This is a genomic window from Peribacillus sp. NPDC006672 (assembly GCF_050274955.1).
Lineage (GTDB): Bacteria > Bacillota > Bacilli > Bacillales > DSM-1321 > Peribacillus.
The window spans coordinates 271,022-294,766 of the sequence record NZ_JBNNOR010000001.1 but is presented as its reverse complement, the minus strand read 5'-3'; the positions used below and the strand labels follow the sequence as shown (position 1 = coordinate 294,766).

Below are 23,745 nucleotides of genomic sequence, written 5' to 3'. Positions count from 1 at the left end.
TGAAGTTCCTCCCTTATTATTTCTTTTTACTTATGAAGCGTATTAAATCCGCAACCATGGCATCCGTCGTATAAACATCTGGACAAACATCGACGTGTAGCCCATTTTTTTCAGCCGTTTTAGCGGCAATCGGCCCGATGCATGCGATGATGATCCGGTCTATGTATGTATCCAAATCATGGCGTTCCATGATCTGTAAAAAATGATTGACCGTCGAAGAGCTCGTAAAGGTTATGATGTCGACTTCATGATTCGTTATAAGTTTCACGAGTCTTTTTTCACTGCTTCCGGGGAGCACGGTATGATAAATAATCACTTCATCACAAGATGCACCAGTTTCATTGATTGCCTCCGCAATAACCGCCCTCGCGAGATTACCTTTTGCCAGCAATACACGCGACCCGGGATCAAGGAGCGTGATGAACTCCGAAACAAATCCTTCGGCAACAAACTGAGCTGGAACGAAATCCGCCCTAAATCCATGTCGTTTCAGGGCCGCTTCTGTTTTGGAGCCGATAACGGCTATTTTCGGAAGCATTAAAGGCTGTTCACCAATAAGTTTAAAGAAGAAATCCACTCCATTTTGACTGGTGAGAATTATCCAGTCATAGGTATGCAGCTCATCTAACCGCTCTTGAACAACTTCCATATGATCAGGAAGAGTGAACTCAAGCAATGGCACAAGAAGCGGCGTTCCGCCATTTTTATCGATCGAATCTTTTAAACCATCTGCCTGCCCTTTCCCTCTGGTGATTAATACCTGATAATCCTTAAGAGGTTGAAAGGGATTCATTACTGATCAAGCTCCTCTTTTACGCGATCAATCAATTTTTTACCGCCCATTTCACTTATCTGTTTGGCAGCTTTATGCCCAACCGTCTCGGGATCAGCCCCCTCAACCATTTCTTTATAAATCACTTTTCCATCCGGAGAAGCGACCAAAGCCGTCAAGGAAACGCATCCATTATCTTTCGCTACCGCAAATCCGGCAATCGGCACCTGGCATCCGCCTTCCATTTTATCCAAAAAGGCACGCTCCGCTTCAACCGTTCTTTTCGTTTTTTCACAGGTTAATTTCTCAAGTTCCGCCAGCAGTTCTTTGTCGTCTTCGCGGCATTCAATGGAAAGTGCCCCTTGTCCAACTGCCGGAATACAAATATCTTCATCTAAAAATTCCGATACGATGTCCTGCTTCCATCCCATTCTTGATAGTCCGGCTGCTGCTAAAATGATGGCATCATAATCTTCCGTGTTCAGCTTATTCAGACGGGTATCGATATTCCCGCGAATCCATTTAATTTCAAGATCCGGCCTTCTAGCCAAAATTTGAGCGGCACGGCGCAAACTGCTTGTACCTATAATTGAACCGGGCTTCAGTTCAGAAAGGGTTTCATGGTTCTTTGAAATCAAGGCATCCCGATGGTCCTCCCTCGGTGGTATGCAGCCGATCGTCAAGCCTTTAGGAAGCACTGCCGGCATATCTTTCATACTATGTACAGCCATATCTATTTCTTTATCCAGCATCGCTTGTTCGATTTCTTTAACGAATAAGCCTTTTCCTCCTACCTTGGAAAGCGTTACATCAAGGATTTGGTCACCCTTTGTGACAATTTCCTTCACCTCGAACTCGTATGGAACCCCAAGCTCTTTAAGTTGATCGATTACCCAGTTCGTTTGGGTGATCGCTAATTTACTACGTCTAGAACCAACAATTATTTTTCTCATAGTTTCCTCCTATGTATTCCAAAAGTGGAATGTTGAAAGGCTTCCGAAAAGGAAAAAGTTAATTAACACAATCATGAAAGATCCAATATTCAGAAAGGCTAGCGTCCTTCCATACATTTGTTTCCGAATTTTCAAGTATAAAAACACACTGTAAGCGATGAGCAAAATGAATGAACCGATAATCTTCATATCCAGCCAGGATACCCCAGGCACTTTTATATAAGCCCATTGAATTCCTAAGATAAGGGAGACCACTAATAACGGAACACCTATTACTGCAAGGACATAAGACATTTGCTCGAGCTTCGTTAAATCGCCGAGTCGAAGCAGCCGTTTCCCCCACTTCTTCCGTTTAAGTAAATCGTATTGAATTAAGTAAAGAAGGGAAAAAACGAATGAAAGCGTGAATGCCCCATAAGATAGGATGGCAAAAGTGATATGTATGAGCAATAGCTCTGAAACCAGACGCTGTGCAAGCACTTGAGATTCCATCTGAACAGGTGCAAAGGTATGGATGGCCATAACCATAAAACCTAATACGTTCGTAAAAAAAACCGTAAAATCGACTCTTAGCAATCGGTTAATGATTAAAGATAACGATATGAGGACCCATGCATAAAAATATAAGCCTTCAAAAATCGTCAATACCGGGAACCTTCCCGTTTTCAATACATACAGAAATAAAAAAATTGTTTGCAGTACCCAAACAATAGAAAGCAACCAGAAGGCGACCTTATTCGCCTTCTGGTTATTATTAAGGAAGTCAATAAAATATAAAAGCATACTGATGGCATACAACAATACAGTGGCTTCATGCAATCTTGTCATTAGTAATTCCATATTTACCTCATTACTGGACAGGAACTGGATTCAATGGGGAGGAGCTGTTCATTTCTTTTTCATCCTCCGCTACCAGCTGGTCTTCAATCAATTCCTCTAAATGAAAGATTTTCACGAAATTATTTAATTGCTCTTTTGCATTCGGCTCATCCGCAAGCTCTTTTGCATAAAGAATCGGATCTTTTAGCATTTGGTTGATGATGCTCTTCGTATGCTTGTTCAGAACCTTTTTGTCCCGTTCGCTTAAATGAGGAAGCTTTCTTTCGATGCTCTCCATCGTTTCCTTTTGTATTGATAGGGATTTTTCCCGTAAAGAAGAAATGACAGGAACCACACCAAGCAAATTAATCCATTGATTGAAGTCCACAATTTCAGATTCGATCATCATTTCTATTTTCTCGGCAGCTTTTTTACGCTCTTCGATATTCGCTTGCACGATCCCTTCAAGATCGTCAATGTCGTACAAGAAGACATTTTCCAGCTCGGCCAATGTTGGATCAAGGTCACGCGGCACTGCGATATCGACCATGAAAATAGGACGGCCTTTACGAAGCTTATTGATGAATGACATCATTTCCTTTGTTACAAGAATATCTTTTGATCCAGTGGAAGTAATCAGGATATCCGCTTCCACTAAAGCGCATTGCAGCTCTTGAAGCTGTTTCGCCGTACCATTGAATCTCTCGGCCAGGTCGACCGCTTTCTGGAAGGTACGGTTAATGACCGTAATGCTGTCTGCGCCATTGCTATGAAGATTTTGAATGGCCAGCTCACCCATCTTACCGGCCCCAAGAATCAAGACATTCTTGCCGTTCAGGCCTCCAAAGATTTTTTTTGCAAGCTCGACTGCCGCATAGCTGACGGAAACGGCATTGGTATTGATTTCGGTTTCCGAATGAGCTTTTTTAGCTAAAGTAAGGGCTTGCTTGAAGAGATGGTTAGAAACGGTACCAATCGTATCTTCCTTCTGCCCTAACAGATAGCTTGAACGTACTTGTCCCAAAATCTGAGTTTCTCCCAGTATCATGGAATTCAAGCCGCAGGTAACTGAAAATAAATGCTCGACAGCCCCATCGCCTTCATAAATGAACAGATATTTAGAAAATTCTTCTTTATCGATATTAAACCATTCCGAAAGAAATTCCTTTATATAATACCTGGTTGTATGAAGCTGGTCACCGACCGCATATATTTCCGTCCTGTTACATGTTGAAATAATAATGTTTTCCAAGATGCTTTTTTTATTTTTAAGAGCTTTCATTGCCTCGGCAAGTTCGGCTTCGTTAAACGATAGTTTTTCCCGAATTTCTACAGGGGCAGTTTTGTAATTTATACCAACCGCTAGAATATGCATCCTTTTGTTTTGCACCCCCAAAATTTTTCATGTAAATTTATTATACCATGTACTAAAATGGTTTCACGCAAATAATATGAACAGTTTATGAAAACGTATGCTACCATGAAAAGACAGCCAAAACGCCTGAATTGCTATAACAGGTGTTCGAGCGGTGATTTGTAAGTTACATACATATTTCGACATTGTGTACAAAAGTACCATATCAAAAATGGCAAAGAACTTCAAGTAATCGAATTGAATAGGAGGATAAAATGAAAACGCAACGTATTTTCCCTGGAACCGTCTTAATCGGTTTCGGACTCTATTTTTTTCTTGAACATTCCCAAATGGAAATCTTTCCAGGCTTTTATAGCTGGCCCACTTTATTATGTATCGTCGGCGCTGCCTTCTTGGTTCAGGCTTATAGCGGTAATGAATATGAAGCCATCCTGCCAGGCGTCATCCTACTGGGGTTCGGGGCTCACTTCCACATCGTAGAAAACCTTGATATTTGGCCGGATAATATAGGTATCTTTATTTTAATCATCTCGCTGGGATTTATTCTCCGGGCACGTAAAACAAATTCTGGAATGTTTCACGGGATGGTATTATTCATCATCTCGATCCTTTTCTTGTTCTATGATAAAATCACAACGTCTTTCGGGATCGTTGAAACAAATACGGCGAACATCGAAAGGTTTTGGCCATTTGCCTTGATGGCAATCGGCATCTACTTTTTGGTTCGAAAAAAGTAAAACGCAGCCGAGTCGCATTTCATGCGAATTTCATAATGAAAAAGGGTATTCCAAATGCGGAATACCCTTTTCTTTTACATATATTTCTTAAGGACGCCCCAGGCTTGTTCCTTACCTTCGCCTGTTTCACCCGAGAAAAGAAGCAATTCATCTTCTCTTTCCATATTTAACGTTTGGCGTGTTATTTTTAAGTGCTTCTGCCATTTGCCTTTTGGAATTTTATCCGCTTTTGTTGCAATTACGATCCGGGGCAGGTCATAATGCTTCAGGAATTCATACATTGCGATATCATCCTTTGTAGGCGGATGACGCAAATCGACGATCAGAAGCGCAGCGCGGAGCTGATCACGGGAAGTGAAGTACGTTTCGATCATCCTTCCCCAAGCATCACGCTCCGTTTTTGAAACCTTTGCATAACCATAACCCGGTACATCAACAAAATGGAGTGCTTCATTTATGATGTAAAAATTCAAGGTCTGCGTTTTACCCGGTTTAGAGGATGTGCGCGCCAAGTTTTTTCGATTGATCATTTTGTTTATGAAACTGGATTTCCCAACATTGGAACGGCCCGCCAAGGCAAATTCCGGTATTGGAGTATTGGGATATTGTTCAGGCTTTACAGCGCTGATGACAATATCTGAACTTGTCACTTTCATTCGTTCACACCTGCCAATGCATGCTCAAGGACTTCATCGACGTGTGAAACTGGAACAAATGTTAATGCTTTACGGACACTTTCCGGGATATCATCAATATCCTTTTCGTTATTTTGCGGGATGATGATTTTCGTAAGTCCTGCCCGGTGAGCCGCTAAAGATTTTTCTTTAAGCCCGCCGATCGGAAGAACCCGTCCGCGTAATGTAATTTCGCCTGTCATGCCTACCTCTTTTCTGATCGGCCTATTAGTAAGGGCCGATATTAACGCTGTTGCAATCGTGATGCCTGCAGAAGGACCATCTTTAGGGACGGCACCTTCGGGGACATGAATATGAATATCATATTTTTCATGGAAGTTCGTATCAATATGAAGTTTCTCGGTTTTCGAACGGACATAACTGAAAGCAGCCTGGGCTGACTCTTTCATTACATCACCAAGCTTTCCTGTCAGGATAAGCTTGCCTTTACCCGGTGACAAGGAAACCTCGATTTGCAGCGTATCGCCACCAACCGATGTGTAAGCTAAACCATTAGCTACACCTACTTGGTTCTCGACTTCCGCCTGTCCATAATGGAACATCGTTTTCCCTAAAAACTCCTCGACATTCTTTTCAGAAATGACGACCCGCTTTTTATCTCCGGACACGATGATTTTTGCAGTCTTACGACAGATGCTTGCAAGCTGTCGCTCCAGACTCCGAACACCGGCTTCCCGGGTATAATAACGGATGATTTTGGTAAGTGCTTCCTCACGGATTTGCAATTGTGTCTTCATTAAACCATGGTTTTCCAACTGTCTTGGCAGTAAGTGATCCTTGGCTATATGAAGTTTCTCTATCTCAGTATAACCTGCAATCGAAATGATTTCCATACGATCACGAAGCGGGCCTGGAATAGATCCCAAATTATTCGCAGTTGCTATGAACATGACTTTGGAAAGATTATACGTTTCTTCAATATAATGATCACTGAAATTATGATTTTGCTCCGGATCGAGTACCTCCAGCATCGCTGCAGATGGGTCTCCCCTAAAGTCATTGGACATTTTATCCACTTCGTCCAGTAAAAAGACAGGATTGATCGTTCCAGCTTTTTTCATGCCTTGGATGATCCTTCCCGGCATCGCCCCTACATATGTGCGGCGATGTCCGCGGATTTCTGATTCATCACGCACCCCGCCTAAAGATATACGGACGAAATTCCTATTCATGGATGACGCGATCGATTTAGCCAGACTGGTTTTCCCGACGCCGGGCGGTCCCACTAAGCAAAGGATCGGTCCCTTCAATGAATTGGTTAATTGCTGGACGGCTAAATACTCAAGCACCCGTTCTTTCACCTTTTCCAATCCATGGTGGTCCCGGTTCAGAATCTTTTCAGCTTTGTGAATATTCAAGTCATCTTTAGTCGCTTTGGACCAAGGAAGCGAGATCAACCATTCGATATAATTGCGGATGACAGAACTCTCTGCTGAGCTTGACGGAACTTTTTCATAACGGTCCAATTCCTTTAATGCCGTTTCTTTGATATGCTCCGGCATATCCGCCTCTTCTATCTTTTCGTTGAGGACCTCAATTTCCCCTGTTTTTCCTTCTTTATCGCCCAATTCCTTTTGGATCGCTTTCATTTGTTCACGTAGGTAATATTCTTTTTGGGTCCGTTCCATCGAACGCTTAACACGCTGGCCAATTTTTTTCTCGAGAAAAAGAACTTCTTTCTCGTTATTAATGATTTCGATCACCCGGCTCAGACGCTTTTTCATATCAATGGTCTCAAGCACTTCTTGCTTCTCCTTCAATTTCAAAGGCAAATGGGAAGCGATTATATCCGCTAATCTCCCTGGCTCTTCAATGTCGGAAGTGGACGAAAACGTTTCACCGGTTATTTTCTTGGACATTTTTATGTATTGTTCAAAATAATCCAGAAGGGTGCGCATTAATGCTTGATGTTCAGCATCCTTTTCATCACTGTCTTCATATATTTTAATCTTGGCACCATAATGTGTCTCATAATCGTAAAATTCAATGACCTCTGCCCGGTTCAATCCTTCCACTAACACCCGGATTGTACCATTCGGAAGCTTCAGCATCTGTTTTACCTTTGTTAAAGTTCCCATTGTAAATAAATCTTCTTCACCTGGTTCGTCCAACGAAACATCTTGTTGTGTCGTCAAAAATATAAGATGGTCTTCCACCATTGCTTTCTCAAGGGCTTGTACCGATTTATCTCGGCCTACATCTAAATGAAGTACCATCGTTGGATATACAAGCAGTCCTCTAAGCGGCAGGAGGGGGACGATGATTTCTTTATCAGTCATTTCCTGACACCTCCATCTAATTAGTATCGTCGTTGTAAACTATTTACCCATGTTCTCAACCTTTTAACAATTCTATCCTATTTATATAGAAGTGTCTATTCGTTTACCTTAACACGTTTCGACTGCTATTATTATCTCCAATATTAGAAAAAAAAGCACGTCTGAACAAGTGTTTATTTTTTTGCTAGGTATATTGAGGACCCCCATTATGGTCCTTAAAATGCCCCGGTTCTGTTTTAATCCGGGGCATTTCCTTTATACGCTTTCCTTTTTTGATAGGTCCAAGGATGTGAGGATTTGTTCCGACATCAATTCCTTTTTCAGTGCCTGATCCAGCACTTCTTTCACATTCGAAACAGGAATGATTTCTATATCCTTGATTTCAGAAAGCAGCGGCTGCATGTTATCGGTAGGGATGATTACTTTCTTTGCCCCGGCAAGTTTTGCTGCCTTGATTTTCGGAATGACTCCGCCAATCGGTTTAACACCGCCATGAATGCTGATTTCTCCAGTCATCGCTAATGTGTGATCTACAGGGATTTTATAAATGGCCGAGTATATGCCTGTTGCCATTGCAATTCCAGCAGAAGGACCATCTACAGGACTTCCGCCCGGGAAGTTCACATGGATATCGAATTGATCGGCAGGCACTCCCATCGACCGTAAAACCGTAATCACATTTTCAATCGAACCTTTTGCCATGCTTTTACGGCGAATCGACTTGCCATTCCCACCGCCAATACTCTCTTCTTCGACGATGCCGGTAATATTTATCGAACCTTTTTCATCAGAGGAGGCCATGACCATAACCTCGATTTCCAGCAATGCCCCGCTGTTGGGACCATAGACTGCAAGACCGTTGACAAGGCCTATTTTAGAATTCGATTCTATTTTCCTGTCCATTCTTTGGGTAAGTTGGCTGCTATGTGCCATCCAATCAATATCTTCTTCTCTGATAAAAGTCCTGTTTTCATTAATTGATATTCCTGCAAGAGTCTGAATCATGTTGACAGCTTCCCTGCCATTTCGGGCATAATCCGAAATTGACTGCAAGCCTTTTTCACTGATGGTAATTCCAACTTTATCGGAGGCATTCTTAGCCACAGTGATGATTTCTTCCCGGTCAAGTTCACGGAAAAACACTTCTATGCATCTCGAGCGTATCGCAGGTGCGATTTCATTTGGCGTTCTTGTTGTGGCTCCAATCAATCGAAAGTCAGCCGGAAGTCCATTTTTAAAAATATCATGGATGTGAGTGGGAATATTTTGATTTTCCTCTTGGTAATAGGCACTTTCCAGAAAGACTTTGCGATCCTCCAATACCTTCAACAGTTTATTCATCTGTATTGGATGAAGCTCCCCTATTTCATCTATGAACAGTACACCTCCATGAGCATTGCTTACTGCACCTTGCTTTGGCTGCGGAATGCCAGCCTGTCCCATCGCCCCTGCCCCTTGATAGATTGGATCATGCACAGAACCAATCAGCGGATCGGCAATCCCCCGTTCATCAAACCTGGCTGTGGTGGCATCCAATTCAACAAACACTGCGGAATTCTTAAAAGGGGACTTACCATTTTTCTTGGCCTCTTCCAAAACAAGTCTGGCCGCTGCTGTTTTCCCTACCCCTGGAGGACCATAAACTATCACATGCTGGGGATTTGGTCCACATAAAGCAGCCTTTAAAGATTTAATGCCATCTTCCTGGCCGATGATCTCATTAAATGTGCTTGGTCTAACTTTCTCCGCCAATGGCTCTGTTAAAGAAATCGATCTCATCTTCCGTAATTGGTCCATTTCCTTACGCGAATCACGGTCAATGGAAACTTTTTGTGTCCGCTGGCCTTTCAATAAGTTCAAAAAATACAATCCAATAATGATCCCAAAAAACAGCTGGATAAACAACGCCAATCCTGTCCAATTCATCGTATTCCCTCCTGCACTCTCCAAGTTTGTCATTTCTGTTAGTATCTCCTTTGGAAGGGCGAAATTATCCAAAAATTTCGTGTTGTAAATTTTGGGGTTTTCATCTCAATGAACAGCATTTTCTCAATAAAATCAAAAAAAGACTGCCAGGATGAACTGGCAGCCTCAGACTGTATACAAACTCGAACTGCCCCGTAAATGTTAGACACCAAACTAACATTTACGGGGTGTTTTTTATGGCTTGTTAAATTTGAAACGTTAATTTATTTCCACTCCAGGCACTCGCTTTCCGCGGGCGGTCCGTGAGCCTCCTCGGCTTTCAGCCTGCGGGGTCTCCCTTGACTCGCATTTCCCGCAGGAGTCTCGTACCTTGCGTTCCAATTAACTTTGTTTTACCAATTAATATAACCGCTTTTGCTACATTCTTTTTTGTTTAAAGCTGTGATAAACAACAATGTTGATATTTGTTATAGAATTATTTTTAACTTTTACAATCCTGACTTTGCAATTCCTACAACGATAATAATGAACCCAATTGGAAGAATAATTAAAATCGTTGCTGAAGCCCTTCTCCAAAACCCACTATGACTGTACCATGAAGCAAAGGCAGCAGCTATATAGCCAGTCAAAAGAAATACATACAAGAACCAGTAAGGTAAAGGTAATTTATCAATTCCAGGTATATAGAAAATGAAGTAGGTTCCTATTAATATAAGAATAGATATAATACCTAGATACTTTCTCAATTCAACTCCCCCTTTATTTGTTATTTTACCTTAAATAACCAATTCGAATGTCAACAATATTATTTAACAAAGCTTTGTTTTAAAATAGGAGCATTAAAACTTGAGGAGTTGCGATGCTTTCGAAACATACTTCTATTCAGCGAAATCAACTTAAAATGAGTACTTTGGATCAACTGATGCCAGAGAACATTTGGTTTGTAAAATACCTTAGAAATTTGAACGTAGGGCACTCGCTTTCCACGGGAGTCTCGAACACCCGCAACAATTAACTTTGTTTTAACTCATAGGACCCTTTTCCCTAAAGTCATTATGGTTTTACAGAGGCGGCCAATGACTTCTTTCATTTATGACTTGGTAAAAGATATGTATTCAGAGATAGGGCGCCGAAGTATTGATTCAGATATTATTTTAGTTAAATTGCATTCATTCATAAAACAAAGGAAGAAGTGGAAATGAATATGGATTACCGTTGGTTTTTAGGTTATGGTTTCCCTGATAAGGTGCCTCACTTCTAAACATTCGGGAAAAATTATGAGCGTTGCTTTAACGATATAGACCTGTTTGAACAGATTTTTTCGTATCTTAATGACAGCTTCAGAAAGGAAGTTAATGGGCGCAGAGCACGCATTCGTTGATTAAAAACACATGTGAAAGTCCATGCGAATAAAAATTATTGATGCAGGCGATGCTTACCTTACACTGCCATGAATGTAAAGAATTATGGCCAATTGGACATGGATAGGTCCAAGAATTCCTTAATATAGGTGGCCTGTAGAGGCTCATTCTCTTAAGCTTGAGCAAAATTTTAAAGAAAATCCAAAAAGGGGTTCGGAATGTTTTCATTCCGAACCCCTTTTGTCTACAAACTAAGACTGCCAGGATGAACTGACAGCCTTACTTTTCCTATAAATTAAGCAGATGTTTTCTTTTCTTGCCCTTTGATGGTTGTACCGTCTTTAAGGACGAGCTTTGGAGATTCATTTTTCGAAATCGTGCTGCCTGTGATTACACATTTTGCAACATCATCACGTGAAGGCAGATCGAACATCACTTCAAGAATGATGCCTTCAATGATGGATCGCAGACCACGTGCACCAGTTTTACGTTCAATTGCCTTTTTAGCAATTTCACTTAGCGCTTCCTGTTCGAATTCCAATTCAACATCGTCAAGCTCAAGCAATTTTTGATATTGTTTAACAAGGGCATTTTTCGGCTTTGTCAGGATTTCAATCAAAGCAGCTTCATCCAATTGCTCAAGAGTGGCAATTACCGGAAGACGCCCGATGAATTCCGGAATTAAACCGAAACGAAGCAAGTCTTCAGGAAGGACCTTGGAAAGCAATTCTTTTTCTGCAATATCATCCTTTTTCACGTCAGAGCCAAAACCAATGACTTTTTGACCAAGACGGCGCTTGATTATCGGTTCGATGCCATCAAAGGCACCGCCACAGATGAACAAGATATTGGTCGTATCGATTTGGATGAATTCTTGATGTGGGTGTTTACGTCCACCTTGAGGCGGTACGCTTGCAACCGTTCCTTCAAGAATTTTCAATAAAGCTTGTTGCACACCTTCACCTGACACGTCACGTGTAATGGAAGGATTCTCCGATTTACGGGCAACTTTATCGATTTCATCAATATAAATGATGCCTTTTTCCGCTTTTTCCACATCATAATCAGCTGCTTGGATCAATTTCAGAAGGATGTTTTCGACATCTTCCCCAACATATCCAGCTTCAGTCAATGAAGTCGCATCAGCTATGGCAAAAGGAACATTCAGTAATCGCGCCAATGTTTGCGCAAGAAGGGTTTTCCCGCTTCCCGTCGGTCCGATCAAGGCGATGTTACTTTTAGAAAGCTCCACATCGTCGACTTTGCTATTGGAATTGATACGTTTATAATGATTGTAAACAGCGACGGCCAAAGACTTCTTCGCCGGTTCTTGTCCAATCACATATTCGTCAAGAATTTCGCGGATTTCCATAGGTTTAGGCACATCTCTGAATTCTACTTCTTCATCAGTCCCCAACTCTTCTTCGACGATCTCCGTACAAAGCTCGATACACTCGTCACAAATATATACACCTGGACCAGCAACCAGTTTACGGACTTGTTCTTGTGTTTTACCGCAAAAAGAACATTTTAACTGTCCTTTTTCATCATTAAATTTAAACATGTACGTTCACCCCTTCAAATACTCTTCCAACTCTATTACATAGCGATACCCAATCGTAATAAAAAAACTGGGCACACCTACTTAAGCATTCCAAAATCCCTAGTATGTTTTGCATTTTATCATGTTCTTGGAAGTTTAGTAACAAAAATGCTCACGCGTCCGAGTTGTTAAATAAATAAGTACAATAATCAATCAATATGTATTTGCCTTTTACCAGTATGCCCAAACCTTTTGATTTTTAAAATCAGGATTTGCTGTATAAATATGTATATGCCGTATTAGAACTAATCTACACTGAAATTCAAAAAAAATCAATCAGGAACTAACCGATATTTGAAATTTCCACTAATTCTCAATATGTATAAAACAAGGCACGATTACTCGCGCCTTGTTTTTTAAAGAAATATTTAAATCTACTTATTTATAAAAATTATTTTGCGTCAACTGTTTTGCTGTTTTCTACCAAGAAGTCAATAGCTTTCTTAATTTTAAGATCGCCTTTGATTCCTTCTAAGTTTCCAAGAGCTTGTTTGATCGCTTCAATTTCCATATTGTACATTGTAGCCATTTGTCCAAGTTCAGCTTCTACATCTTCGTCAGTCGCTTCAAGTTTTTCAACTTCAGCGATTGCTTCAAGAGTCAGGCTCGTACGAACTTGTCCTTCAGCTTCTTCCTTCATTTGTGCTTTTAAAGCTTCTTCGTCTTGACCTGAGAATTGGTAGTAAAGTTCCAAATTAAGTCCTTGAGATTGAATGCGTTGAGAGAACTCATTCATCATGCGGTCCACTTCGTTTGAAATCATTGCTTCAGGAACGTCCATTTCTGCACCTTCAACAGCTTTACCAATTACAGTATTTTGTATGAAGTTTTCTTCTTCGTGTTTTTTGTCATGCTCTAATTTATGTTTTGTTTTTTCTTTTAGTTCAGCCAAAGTTTCCACTTCGTCGTCGACATCTTTCGCGAACTCATCATCCAACTCAGGAAGTTGTTTAGTTTTGATTTCGTGAATTTTCACTTTGAATACAGCTGGTTTACCTGCAAGTTCAGCAGCATGGTATTCTTCAGGGAAAGTAACTTCGATATCTTTTTCAGCGCCAGTTTCAAGACCAACAACTTGCTCTTCAAATCCTGGAATGAAAGAGTTTGAACCGATTTCCAATGAATGGTTTTCTGAAGCTCCGCCTTCGAATGCTTCACCATCAACGAATCCTTCAAAGTCAAGAACGACTGTATCGCCTTCAGCAGCTTGTCCTTCTTCTTTAACAACAAGCTCAGCTTGCTTCTCTTGCAAAGTTTTCAATTCGTTTTCAACATCTTCGTCAGTTACTTCAGTATTGAATTTTTCAACTTCAACACCTTTGTAATCTCCCAATTTAACTTCAGGCTTAACTGTTACAGTTGCAGTGAAGATTAGGTTTTCGCCTTTTTCCATTTTCTCGATGTCGATTTCTGGACGATCTACAGGCTGGATTCCAGCTTCTTCGACAGCATTTGCATAAGCATCTGGAAGAATGATATCAAGCGCATCTTGGTATAGTGATTCTACGCCGAATTTTTTTTCGAACATTTGACGTGGCATTTTACCTTTACGGAAGCCAGGTACATTTACTTGTTTCACGACTTTTTTGAAAGCTGCGTCTAAACCTTCGTTTACTTTTGCAGAGTCAACTTCAATTGTTAGTACGCCTTGATTACCTTCTTGTTTTTCCCATTTTACAGACATGTGTTTCCCTCCAAAAAATCTATATACTTCAATAATAAGCATTGGATGAATATGCTTTGCAAGTGTTAACAAGTCATCCCTCAAATATACCCAAAAAAATATTGGGAAATCGTCTAAACTTGACGATTATACATTACAACCACTACATTATACCACAGGTTTAATCTGTTACAACAGCAATAGCTTAAATAATGGGATAAGAAATTTCCTCAATTTCTTTTAAATAGGATAGAATATCCGCAACGGTTTCCCCATCAGCCAGATAAAGGTCCGCCAAGTCGCTCCCAAAAACTTCCCCGGTCATATATTCTTCCGCTAAGGCATGATAGGCAGCTGCCCAAGCCGCAAAGCTTTCAGGTCCAGGTTCAAAGGGATACAATAGAAAGGAATGACGGTCAATCAAACTATGGACCATTTCAAATAAGCTCGGATTTTCCTGACTGATTTCCCCTTCAGTCAGGCCGGTGACCTTCTTATAGAAGTCCGTCTCCTTCAAACTTTTCAATTCCCTTGGTATGACCGACTTCGTTTGATTGAATTTCCTAATTGTCACTTCCTCGTTATATTCTTGGTCAATAAGGATGTTAAGGAGCATCGTTTTAAAGAAAGGGTGCCCCTCATCATTTTGTAGAAATTGTTCGATTTGCGGGATAAATGGACGAATATTGATATTCGTGAGTTTTGAAATGACCATGAACATTTCATTATCCATTTTCCCTTCAAAAAGAACATCCTCCTGCAATTCCTCTGCAAGCTGCTGATTTTGCCTGTCTTTTTCTTCTTTTTTATCCTCAAGGGCCCTTTTACTGAACTGAAGCATCTTTTCGAAATGTTCCTCTTTATCAAAGGGAATTTGGCTCTCTTCAAATAGCAGCTCGATTGTCGTGACCATTTCCTGATGCTCGCCTAATTGCAGCAGTACCATCAAATAGATATTGATAAGTTGAAAATAGTCACCTATGCCTTTATTCAGCATCTCTATACATAACTCTTTTGATTCCTCATAATACTCAAGTTCTACTAGTGAGACTACTAGCCCCATGCAAACTTCATCATTTTCGGGCTCATACTCCCTAGCTTGGCTGAAAAGCTGTGCAGCCGCTTTAAAGTTTCTGTTCCCAAGCTCATCCAGCCCTTTTACAATCAGCCTTTCACCGAGATTTGGAAAGGCGATAATCTTGGTTTCTCCAGCCTTCTTTTGGTTGTTCTCATTATCCATCCTATTTTCCGCCTCACCGTCGCTTTTTGAAAAACAGTTTAGCATGTAATAGCAGGAAACACAAAATTTAGATGGGCGGATGAACGCCATTCCGTCCATTAACCAGCTTCCTCAAAAAAAAAAAACCCGCATCCTTTCACATATGAAAGGATATCGGGAAAATGACATTCTTCAATTAAATATTCGATACAACTTTTTCTTGCGATTCATAGGCAGAAATCTCTTGATCATATTGAAGGGTTATGGAAATTTCATCCCAGCCCTTGATCAGCATTTCCTTCCAATATGGATGAATGTCAAAGCTTGTTTCAAACCCTTGACCATCTTGCAAAGTCTGATTGGGAAGATCGATAGTCAACTCATAGTCGGTTGCCGACACCCTTTCCATTAAGTACTTTACTTCAGCCTGGGTTAAAGCGATGGGGACCATGCCATTTTTCATGCAATTACTTTTAAAGATATCAGCATAAGACGGTGCGATGATGATATCGAATCCATAGTCTTTCAATGACCACGGAGCATGCTCACGAGAAGAACCGCAGCCAAAATTTTCACCTGCTATTAAAATGGACGCGTTTTTATTATGGGGCTGATTCAATTCAAAATCAGGACTTTCTTTTCCATTCTCATCAAAACGCCAGTTATAGAATAAAAATTCGCCAAATCCGCTTCTCTCAATCCGTTTTAAAAATTGCTTTGGAATGATTTGATCAGTATCCACGTTTTTACGGTCAAGTGCCGCCGCTCTTCCTTTGTAAATAGTAATGGGTTCCATTCTCTGCACCTCCAATTAATTCTTATTCTTAATGGACTTGTTCAGTCTTTTTCGAATTCCTAATATCGACAAATTTCCCATGAATGGCCGCCGCGGCAGCCATTGCCGGACTAACTAAGTGTGTCCTTGCACCAGCCCCTTGCCTGCCTTCAAAGTTCCGATTACTGGTGGAGGCACAATGCTCTCCGGCTGGAACCACATCAGGGTTCATGCTCAAGCACATGCTGCAACCTGATTCACGCCATTCAAAGCCCGCAGATTTGAAGATCTCATCCAACCCTTCTTCTTCCGCTTGCCTTTTAACACTCTGTGAACCGGGAACGACCATCGCCCGAACTCCTTTTTGGACAGTCTGGCCGTCGATCATTTCTGCGGCCTGCCGCAAGTCTTCAATGCGTGAGTTCGTACAAGATCCTATGAATACATGCTGAACTGGAATATCCGTGATTGGCATGCCTTCCTCAAGACCCATGTACTCAAGTGCACGATTCAGCTCCTTAGAATCCATGATACCTTCCCCGAAGGTAGGTACCTTACCGTCCACCCCACTAGCCATTCCAGGATTTGTACCCCAGCTGACCATTGGTGAAATCAGGCTGCCATCAAGAATGATTTCTTGGTCATATACAGCATCCTCATCACTAGAAAGTGACTTCCACTCCTGAACACATTGCTCGAACTCTTCCCCTTTCGGCAAATATTTACGACCTTTCAAATATGAGAAAGTTGTTTCATCAGGAGCAACCAGCCCCGCCCTTGCCCCGCCTTCGATCGACATATTGCAAACCGTCATTCTCTCTTCCATCGACATATCCCGGAAAACTTCCCCGCAATACTCAATGATGTGCCCCGTGCCGAAATCGACGCCGAATTTAGAAATCACATATAAAATGACATCTTTCGCCATCACACCGTGTCCAAGTTTGCCATTAACCTCAAGCTTTAATGTTTTCGGTTTTGTTTGCCAAAGGGTTTGTGTGGCCAAAACATGCTCGACCTCACTCGTACCGATTCCAAACGCAATCGATCCAAACGCACCATGTGTGGAAGTATGACTGTCACCGCAGACAATCGTCATCCCTGGCTGTGTAAGCCCTAATTCCGGCCCGATAACGTGAACGATCCCTTGCTCCGGGCTGTCCAAATCAGCCAGGCGGATACCGAACTCCTTACAGTTTTGGTCTAGTGCCTCTAATTGCTTTCTAGCAACATCATCCTCGATGAAATAGCGATTAACGGTTGGTACATTATGATCCATTGTCGCAAAAGTACGGTCTGGTCTCCTGACTGTGCGTCCTTTTAATCTTAATCCTTCAAATGCTTGCGGAGATGTCACCTCATGAATATATTGAAGGTCTATATAAATTAAATCCGGTTTATTTTCCTCTTCATTTACAATATGGCGATCCCATATTTTCTCTATTATCGACTTTCCCATCTTATCCCACCTCGATCAATCTTATATTTTTTTAAAAAACACGGCCTAATATTAGGCCGTGAAAGAAGTTTATGCATAAGCTCCCATGATGTTGGAAATGGCTTCCTGGTCTAAAAGATTGGCTTTTATTTCTGCAATCATCTCTGAAGTAGACGTAATAATTGTTTGGCCATTTGCGATATCGCCTGTTCTCAAACCATAATCAAGGACCGTTTCCACTGCCTGCTCAACGGCATGTGCCTCATCTTCCAAACCAAAGGACAAACGCAGCATGGACGCCGCTGATAAAATGGTCCCAATTGGATTAGCTAAGTTTTTGCCCGCAATATCAGGAGCAGAGCCATGAATCGGTTCATATAGATTAGGCCCTTCCGTTGATATGGATGCGGAAGGAAGCATTCCAAGCGAGCCCGTCAATACGGACGCTTCATCGCTTAAAATATCACCGAACATATTCTCCGTCACGATGATATCAAATTGTTTCGGGTTTTTGATCAGTTGCATGGCTGCATTATCCACAAGCATGTGTTCCAGGATTACACCCGGGTAATCCTTGGCGATTTCCTCAGCCGTTTCACGCCACATCCTGCTGGATTCAAGAACATTCGCTTTATCCACGGATGTTACTTTTTTCTTGCGTTCCGATGCTAACTCAAAAGCAAGTTCAATAATGCGCTTCATTTCGCTTTTCTGATAGAAAAGGGTATCGACAACCGCTTCTTTCCCTTCTCTTTCAACGCGCTCACTTGGCTTACCGAAATAAAGGCCGCCAGTTAGTTCCCTGACAATCACGAAATCCACATCTTCAATGAATTCCCTTTTTAGAGGAGAAGATTCCGACAAGCTGGAATAGTAGCTGATTGGACGGATGTTAGCATAAAGATTCAAATCTTTTCGGATTTTCAACAAACCACGTTCCGGTCTTAGGTGTGCGGGCTGGTCATCCCACTTAGGTCCTCCAACGGCACCCAATAATACCGCATCGCTGTTTTTACAAATCTCCACTGTTTCATCCGGCAAGGGGGAACCTGTGTTATCGATGGCCCCGCCGCCAATCTCACCATATTGAAATTCAAAATCGTGTCCATATCTTTGGGCAACGGCTTCGAGGATTTCTACAGCGCCTCTTGTTACTTCTTTCCCGATGCCATCTCCTTGAAGCACCGCAATATTCCTTTTCATCGAAATCTCCCCTTCCTATTGTAATACTGCTTTTTCTTCCAGTTCCTTCATAATGATCACACGGTTCACAGCGTTCAAATACGCTTTGGCGGATGCTTCCAAGACGTCCTGATCAAGACCGCGGCCGCTCGTTTCCACACCGTTATAATCAATTTTCACAAAAACCTGAGCAAGGGCATCCATACCGCCACCCACCGATTGAATTCGATAGTCCAGTAAGTTGATTTCACTGCCCAAGCATCTTTCAAGCGTGTTATAGAGGGCTTCAACACTTCCTGCCCCTGTAGCCGCTTCTTGAATCTCTTCATTATCACCTTTTTTCAGTGTAACCGTCGCTGTTGCAACTTGATGTGTACCGTGGGAAATCTGGAAAGAAATCAAGTCATAGAAACTGATATCCGTCGCTTTCTCTTCAAGCACCAGCGCCACGATATCTTCATCAGTCATGGTCTTTTTATTATCGGCCAATTCCTTGAATTGAACGAATAATGAGTTCATTTCCTCATCCGTTACCGAAAAATTCAACTCTTGTAATCTTTCTTTAAAAGCATGCCGTCCTGAATGCTTCCCTAAAACAAGTGAATTGGACGAAACTCCGACGAGTTCAGGCGATATGATTTCGTATGTCGTTTTTTCTTTTAACATGCCATCCTGATGAATGCCAGATTCATGTGCGTAAGCATTGGCACCAATTATGGCTTTATTAGCAGGAACTTGCATTCCCGTAAGGCGGCTGACCAAGTCACTGGTCCTTTTAATTTCATTTAATACAAGGCCCGTTTCCGCTTGATAGAAATCTTTCCGGATGTAGAGTGCCATGGCCACCTCTTCAAGTGCCACATTTCCGGCACGTTCACCAATGCCGTTGATTGTGCCTTCGACTTGTGTAGCCCCGCCTTCGATGGCAGCCAATGAATTGGCCGTTGCCATGCCAAGATCATCATGGCAGTGTGCAGATAAGCTAACCTTATTAATAGAAGGAACATGTTCACGAAGGTACCGGAAAATGTTTCCGTATTCTATCGGAGCTGCATAACCTACAGTATCTGGTATATTAATGACCTTTGCACCAGCTTGAATGACCGCTTCAACGATTTCAGCCAAGTAGTCCAGCTCTGTACGACTTGCATCTTCTGCAGACCATTGTACAATCGGAAAACGCGCTGCCCCGTACTTGACCATCTCAACGGACTTTTCAATCACTTGCTGCTTCGACATTTTCAACTTATATTCACGGTGAATGGGCGAAGTGGCGATGAACGTATGCAACCTTGGTTCCGCCCCGACCCTTAATGAATCCCAAGCTGCATCAATATCTCCTTTTACAGCACGCGCCAGCCCCGTAACAGAGCTGTTTTTAATTTTGCGCGCGATTTCCTGTACGGAGTTGAAATCCCCTTTGGATGCTGCCGGAAAACCGGCTTCGATAATATCAACACCCAATCTTTCAAGCTGATAAGCAATTTCAAGCTTTTCGGTAAAATTTAAATTTACACCGGCGGATTGCTCCCCATCTCGAAGTGTGGTTTCAAATATATTAATTTTTCGCAACGGCTACCACTTCTTTCTCTTTTTGTTGGGGCTTTACGAATGGCATCATTTTTCTTAATTCACGGCCCACGACTTCAATTTGATGTTGGTTTTCACGATTATTGATAGCATTGAAGACTGGACGGTTCGCTTGGTTTTCCAAAATCCATCCTTTAGCGAACTCACCGTCTTGGATGTCTTTCAAGATCGCTTTCATGGCCTCTTTCGTAGTTTCCGTCACAACGCGTGGTCCAGAAACGAAATCTCCCCATTGAGCTGTATCAGAAATGGAATAGCGCATGTTTTCCATTCCGCCCTCATACATAAGATCGATGATTAATTTAAGTTCATGTAAACACTCAAAGTATGCAACTTCCGGTTGGTACCCAGCTTCTGTCAAAGTTTCGAAACCTGCTTTCACAAGGGCAGTTAAGCCGCCGCAAAGTACCGCTTGCTCCCCGAATAGATCTGTTTCTGTTTCTTCTTGGAATGTTGTTTCCAAGCCACCAGCTCTTAATGAGCCAATTCCTCTAGCATAAGCAAGTGCTAATTCTCTTGCTTCCCCTGTAACGTTTTGATAGATGGCAAACAATGCCGGCACCCCTGCACCTTGTTCATATGTACGGCGAACAAGATGTCCTGGACCTTTTGGAGCGACTAATAATACATCTACGTCTGCCGGAGGAACGATTTGATTAAAATGGACGTTGAATCCGTGCGCGAACATTAACGCTTGACCTGCACGCAATACCGGTTTGATTTCTTCTTGGTATACTTTCGGCTGAGTTTCATCAGGCAAAAGGTTCATGATTACGTCTGCCTGTTCAGCGGCTTCTTTAACTGTGTAAACATTGAACCCGTCTTCCACCGCTTTATCGAAGGATTTACCTTTCCTGATTCCGATGATTACTTCTACACCGCTGTCACGTAGGTTTTGTGCGTGTGCGTGTCCTTGTGAACCATATCCGATGACCGCTACCTTTTTATTGTTGAAAAAATTCTCGTTTGCTTCTGCGTTATAATATACTTTTGCCATAATAATTACATCTCCCTTTTCTTTTCATTGTTTTTTTGTTTTATACGATTGTCGCGCTCTTGGCGTGTGCTATTTGCATTCCACGCGGGATGGCGGCTGTCCCTGTCCTTGCCAATTCCTTGATGCCATATGGCTTGATCAGTTCGATGAAGGCTTCGATTTTATCCGATTCCCCTGTGATTTGAACTGTCAGGCTATCTTTACTGACATCAATTACTGATGCACGGAAGGGTTCGATGACTGAATAAATCTCAGCTCGGGTATGTGTAGTCACCAATATTTTGATGAGTGCAAGTTCCCTCGCCACAATCGATTGATTCGTAATATCATATACTTTCAATACTTCGATCTGCTTGTTCAATTGCTTGGTGATCTGTTCAACGACTGCTTCGTCATCAACATCGACCACGAAGGTCATCCTTGAAATGCCTTCCTGTTCGGATGGTCCGACAGCCATGCTTTCAATGTTATAATTTCTTTTCGTGAACAGGTTCGTAATCCGATTCAGGACGCCTGGCCGGTTGTTCACGGTAAGGCTTAGAATTCCTTTCATTGATTAAACTCCTTCCATTTCATCAAGTCCTTTTCCTTGTGCTACCATCGGAAAGACATTTTCTTTTTGCTTTACACGGAAATCGATTAATACCGGACCATCAGTCGCTAACGCTTCATCCAGGCAGTTGCTGGCTTCTTCCTCCGTCGTCACCTTGTAACCCGGAATTCCATAAGCATCGGCCAATTTCACAAAGTCCGGATGCGATTGAAAAATACTGTGTGAGAAACGGTTATCATGAAAGAGTTCCTGCCACTGCCTTACCATCCCGAGTGCCCCGTTATTGACGATGATGATTTTGATCGGCAGATTCATTTCGGCAATGACCGAAAGTTCTTGCAGGCACATTTGGAAACCGCCATCTCCCGATATGGAAAGCACCGTCGCTTTCGGATTCGCCAGTTGCGCCCCGAGAGCCGAAGGTAAGCCAAAGCCCATCGTTCCGAGTCCACCGGATGTGACCCATGAATTCGGTTTGTTAAACGGATAGTATTGCGCTGCCCACATTTGATGCTGTCCAACATCCGTCGTAACAATGGCCTCCCCTTTCGTTTTTTCATGAAGCATCTGGATGACTCGCTGTGGTTTCAGCACGCCTTCTTCATGTGTATAACGCAATGGGAACTCTTCATTCCATGCAGTCAGCTGTGTGGTCCATTTTTCAATTTCAGGCTTCTTGCCATTTTGTGCGATCAGCTCCATCAGTGCTTCCTTGGCACTTCCGACAACTGGAATTTTCGTCGGTACATTTTTACCGATTTCCGCTGGATCAATATCGATATGGGCCACCGTTGCATGCTGTGCGAACTTCGCTAGATTCCCAGTCAATCGATCATCGAACCTGGCACCGATATTGATTAATAGATCACATTTTGATAACGCCATGTTTGCTGCAAAACAGCCATGCATACCACCCATTCCGATAAAGAGGGGGTGGTCCGCCGGAAAACCTCCAAGACCCAATAATGTGTGGACGACGGGAATGCCTTGCTGCTCGACATAGTCCTTTAATAGGTGGGATGCCTTCGCATGCAGGACGCCTGCCCCTGCAAGAATGACTGGTCTTTTCGCTCCACTTACGGCTTCAACAAGCTTTCTGATCTGTAAGTAATTCGGCTTGGTGGTCGGCTGGTAACCAGGGAGATCCATTTCTGGCTCCGCATCCGTGGATACACCTTCTAAAATAGCCATATCTTTAGGTATATCAATTAATACTGGACCGGGCCGGCCGCTTGAAGCGATATAAAATGCTTCTTTTATCATGCGCGGGAGGTCTTCCGGCTTTCTTACCTGGTAATTATGTTTTGTAATCGGTGTAGTGATCCCCAGTACATCAGCTTCCTGGAATGCATCTGAACCAATTACACTGGTAGCGACCTGACCCGAAATAACCACAAGTGGCAATGAGTCGATCATTGCATCAGCCAAACCTGTGACAATGTTCGTCGCCCCTGGTCCGGATGTGACTATGACCACCCCCGGCTTGCCGGTAATCCTGGCGTATCCTTCCGCTGCATGGATCGCACCTTGTTCATGTCTTGTCAAAATATGAAAAAGCTCTGAACTGTAAAGCTTGTCATAAATCGGCAATACGGAACCACCCGGATATCCAAAGATGACTTCAACATTTTCCTTTTTCAATGCATTCAGCAGGAATTCGGCACCACTATAATGTGTCTTTCCACCGTTCCGATCAGCTACCACTGATTTTTGTGTCATTTCGTAAATACCCCCTTCACTTTCCCATGAAATGATTTCCTAAGATTCAGAATTTTCAGCCTTTAAGGCATACAAAAAAGCCTTTTCAC

Annotated in this window: 19 protein-coding genes; 1 reads left to right on the top strand and 18 read right to left on the bottom strand. The window is 42.3% G+C overall.

Annotation, left to right across the window (positions count from 1 at the left end; all coding sequences use genetic code 11):
• Positions 1–16: 16 nt before the first annotated feature.
• The 4 genes from ACQKKK_RS01475 to hemA are packed head-to-tail and all read right to left on the bottom strand — an operon-like array spanning position 17 to position 3,919.
• The gene (locus ACQKKK_RS01475; RefSeq protein ID WP_427613550.1) at positions 17–793 is read right to left on the bottom strand and encodes a uroporphyrinogen-III synthase; all 777 of its coding nucleotides are present in this window, start codon (positions 791–793) and stop codon (positions 17–19) included.
• Positions 793–1,725 (bottom strand): hydroxymethylbilane synthase, encoded by a 933-nt coding sequence (gene hemC / locus ACQKKK_RS01470; RefSeq protein ID WP_427613548.1) that lies wholly within the window; start codon positions 1,723–1,725, stop codon positions 793–795. Before hemC ends, ACQKKK_RS01475 begins: the two co-directional genes overlap by 1 nt.
• Before the next feature lie 9 nt (positions 1,726–1,734).
• Positions 1,735–2,565 carry a cytochrome C assembly family protein gene (locus ACQKKK_RS01465; RefSeq protein WP_427613546.1) on the bottom strand — a complete coding sequence of 277 codons (831 nt, stop codon included), beginning with the start codon at positions 2,563–2,565 and terminating at the stop codon, positions 1,735–1,737.
• A 10-nt stretch (positions 2,566–2,575) separates the two neighbouring features.
• Positions 2,576–3,919, bottom strand: a complete 1,344-nt coding sequence (gene hemA / locus ACQKKK_RS01460; protein WP_427613544.1) for a glutamyl-tRNA reductase — start codon at positions 3,917–3,919, stop codon at positions 2,576–2,578.
• A gap of 254 nt (positions 3,920–4,173) precedes the next feature.
• On the opposite strand from hemA, the gene ACQKKK_RS01455 reads away from it, so the two are divergent.
• The gene (locus tag ACQKKK_RS01455; RefSeq protein WP_427613542.1) at positions 4,174–4,656 is read left to right on the top strand and encodes a LiaI-LiaF-like domain-containing protein; all 483 of its coding nucleotides are present in this window, start codon (positions 4,174–4,176) and stop codon (positions 4,654–4,656) included.
• A gap of 74 nt (positions 4,657–4,730) precedes the next feature.
• Here the strand turns inward: ACQKKK_RS01455 and yihA are convergent, their stop codons facing one another.
• From yihA to ilvB, 14 genes are all read right to left on the bottom strand, one after another.
• A complete protein-coding gene (gene yihA, locus ACQKKK_RS01450) occupies positions 4,731–5,312 on the bottom strand; it encodes a ribosome biogenesis GTP-binding protein YihA/YsxC (RefSeq protein WP_289315462.1) in 582 nt (193 codons plus the stop codon).
• Positions 5,309–7,630, bottom strand: coding sequence for an endopeptidase La (lon, locus tag ACQKKK_RS01445; RefSeq protein WP_427613539.1), 2,322 nt, complete (start codon positions 7,628–7,630; stop codon positions 5,309–5,311). The genes yihA and lon overlap by 4 nt, the downstream gene beginning before the upstream one ends.
• Positions 7,631–7,885: 255 nt before the next feature.
• On the bottom strand, positions 7,886–9,556 hold the full coding sequence (gene lonB, locus ACQKKK_RS01440) for an ATP-dependent protease LonB (protein WP_427613537.1): 1,671 nt from the start codon (positions 9,554–9,556) through the stop codon (positions 7,886–7,888).
• Positions 9,557–10,044: 488 nt separating this feature from the next.
• Positions 10,045–10,302: a hypothetical protein gene (locus tag ACQKKK_RS01435; protein WP_427613535.1), complete on the bottom strand. Its 258-nt coding sequence runs from the start codon at positions 10,300–10,302 to the stop codon at positions 10,045–10,047.
• Positions 10,303–11,212: 910 nt separating this feature from the next.
• Positions 11,213–12,481 carry an ATP-dependent protease ATP-binding subunit ClpX gene (clpX, locus tag ACQKKK_RS01430; protein WP_427613533.1) on the bottom strand — a complete coding sequence of 423 codons (1,269 nt, stop codon included), beginning with the start codon at positions 12,479–12,481 and terminating at the stop codon, positions 11,213–11,215.
• Between the two features lie 430 nt (positions 12,482–12,911).
• The gene (tig, locus tag ACQKKK_RS01425; protein ID WP_427613531.1) at positions 12,912–14,204 is read right to left on the bottom strand and encodes a trigger factor; all 1,293 of its coding nucleotides are present in this window, start codon (positions 14,202–14,204) and stop codon (positions 12,912–12,914) included.
• Between the two features lie 184 nt (positions 14,205–14,388).
• Positions 14,389–15,423, bottom strand: a complete 1,035-nt coding sequence (locus ACQKKK_RS01420; protein ID WP_427613529.1) for a tetratricopeptide repeat protein — start codon at positions 15,421–15,423, stop codon at positions 14,389–14,391.
• 175 nt (positions 15,424–15,598) lie between these two features.
• On the bottom strand, positions 15,599–16,198 hold the full coding sequence (leuD, locus tag ACQKKK_RS01415) for a 3-isopropylmalate dehydratase small subunit (RefSeq protein WP_427613527.1): 600 nt from the start codon (positions 16,196–16,198) through the stop codon (positions 15,599–15,601).
• Positions 16,199–16,226: 28 nt separating this feature from the next.
• Complete coding sequence (gene leuC / locus ACQKKK_RS01410) at positions 16,227–17,636, bottom strand: 3-isopropylmalate dehydratase large subunit (RefSeq protein ID WP_427613525.1); 1,410 nt, start codon at positions 17,634–17,636, stop codon at positions 16,227–16,229.
• A gap of 69 nt (positions 17,637–17,705) precedes the next feature.
• Positions 17,706–18,818: a 3-isopropylmalate dehydrogenase gene (gene leuB, locus ACQKKK_RS01405; protein WP_427613524.1), complete on the bottom strand. Its 1,113-nt coding sequence runs from the start codon at positions 18,816–18,818 to the stop codon at positions 17,706–17,708.
• 15 nt (positions 18,819–18,833) lie between these two features.
• Positions 18,834–20,369: a 2-isopropylmalate synthase gene (locus tag ACQKKK_RS01400; protein WP_427613523.1), complete on the bottom strand. Its 1,536-nt coding sequence runs from the start codon at positions 20,367–20,369 to the stop codon at positions 18,834–18,836.
• Positions 20,356–21,384 (bottom strand): ketol-acid reductoisomerase, encoded by a 1,029-nt coding sequence (ilvC, locus tag ACQKKK_RS01395; protein WP_063575544.1) that lies wholly within the window; start codon positions 21,382–21,384, stop codon positions 20,356–20,358. Before ilvC ends, ACQKKK_RS01400 begins: the two co-directional genes overlap by 14 nt.
• A 40-nt stretch (positions 21,385–21,424) precedes the next feature.
• Positions 21,425–21,937 carry an acetolactate synthase small subunit gene (gene ilvN, locus ACQKKK_RS01390; protein WP_427613520.1) on the bottom strand — a complete coding sequence of 171 codons (513 nt, stop codon included), beginning with the start codon at positions 21,935–21,937 and terminating at the stop codon, positions 21,425–21,427.
• A 3-nt stretch (positions 21,938–21,940) separates the two neighbouring features.
• Positions 21,941–23,656 (bottom strand): acetolactate synthase large subunit, encoded by a 1,716-nt coding sequence (ilvB, locus tag ACQKKK_RS01385; RefSeq protein WP_427613518.1) that lies wholly within the window; start codon positions 23,654–23,656, stop codon positions 21,941–21,943.
• Positions 23,657–23,745 lie beyond the last annotated feature (89 nt).

What these genes read in the sequence shown, in the direction of transcription:
- ACQKKK_RS01475 (WP_427613550.1), bottom strand. Translation starts at nt 793, where the DNA reads ATGAATCCCTTTCAACCTCTTAAGGATTATCAGGTATTAATCACCAGA.
- hemC (WP_427613548.1), bottom strand. Translation starts at nt 1,725, where the DNA reads ATGAGAAAAATAATTGTTGGTTCTAGACGTAGTAAATTAGCGATCACC.
- ACQKKK_RS01465 (WP_427613546.1), bottom strand. Translation starts at nt 2,565, where the DNA reads ATGGAATTACTAATGACAAGATTGCATGAAGCCACTGTATTGTTGTAT.
- hemA (WP_427613544.1), bottom strand. Translation starts at nt 3,919, where the DNA reads ATGCATATTCTAGCGGTTGGTATAAATTACAAAACTGCCCCTGTAGAA.
- ACQKKK_RS01455 (WP_427613542.1), top strand. Translation starts at nt 4,174, where the DNA reads ATGAAAACGCAACGTATTTTCCCTGGAACCGTCTTAATCGGTTTCGGA.
- yihA (WP_289315462.1), bottom strand. Translation starts at nt 5,312, where the DNA reads ATGAAAGTGACAAGTTCAGATATTGTCATCAGCGCTGTAAAGCCTGAA.
- lon (WP_427613539.1), bottom strand. Translation starts at nt 7,630, where the DNA reads ATGACTGATAAAGAAATCATCGTCCCCCTCCTGCCGCTTAGAGGACTG.
- lonB (WP_427613537.1), bottom strand. Translation starts at nt 9,556, where the DNA reads ATGAATTGGACAGGATTGGCGTTGTTTATCCAGCTGTTTTTTGGGATC.
- clpX (WP_427613533.1), bottom strand. Translation starts at nt 12,481, where the DNA reads ATGTTTAAATTTAATGATGAAAAAGGACAGTTAAAATGTTCTTTTTGC.
- tig (WP_427613531.1), bottom strand. Translation starts at nt 14,204, where the DNA reads ATGTCTGTAAAATGGGAAAAACAAGAAGGTAATCAAGGCGTACTAACA.
- ACQKKK_RS01420 (WP_427613529.1), bottom strand. Translation starts at nt 15,423, where the DNA reads ATGGATAATGAGAACAACCAAAAGAAGGCTGGAGAAACCAAGATTATC.
- leuD (WP_427613527.1), bottom strand. Translation starts at nt 16,198, where the DNA reads ATGGAACCCATTACTATTTACAAAGGAAGAGCGGCGGCACTTGACCGT.
- leuC (WP_427613525.1), bottom strand. Translation starts at nt 17,636, where the DNA reads ATGGGAAAGTCGATAATAGAGAAAATATGGGATCGCCATATTGTAAAT.
- leuB (WP_427613524.1), bottom strand. Translation starts at nt 18,818, where the DNA reads ATGAAAAGGAATATTGCGGTGCTTCAAGGAGATGGCATCGGGAAAGAA.
- ilvC (WP_063575544.1), bottom strand. Translation starts at nt 21,384, where the DNA reads ATGGCAAAAGTATATTATAACGCAGAAGCAAACGAGAATTTTTTCAAC.
- ilvN (WP_427613520.1), bottom strand. Translation starts at nt 21,937, where the DNA reads ATGAAAGGAATTCTAAGCCTTACCGTGAACAACCGGCCAGGCGTCCTG.
- ilvB (WP_427613518.1), bottom strand. Translation starts at nt 23,656, where the DNA reads ATGACACAAAAATCAGTGGTAGCTGATCGGAACGGTGGAAAGACACAT.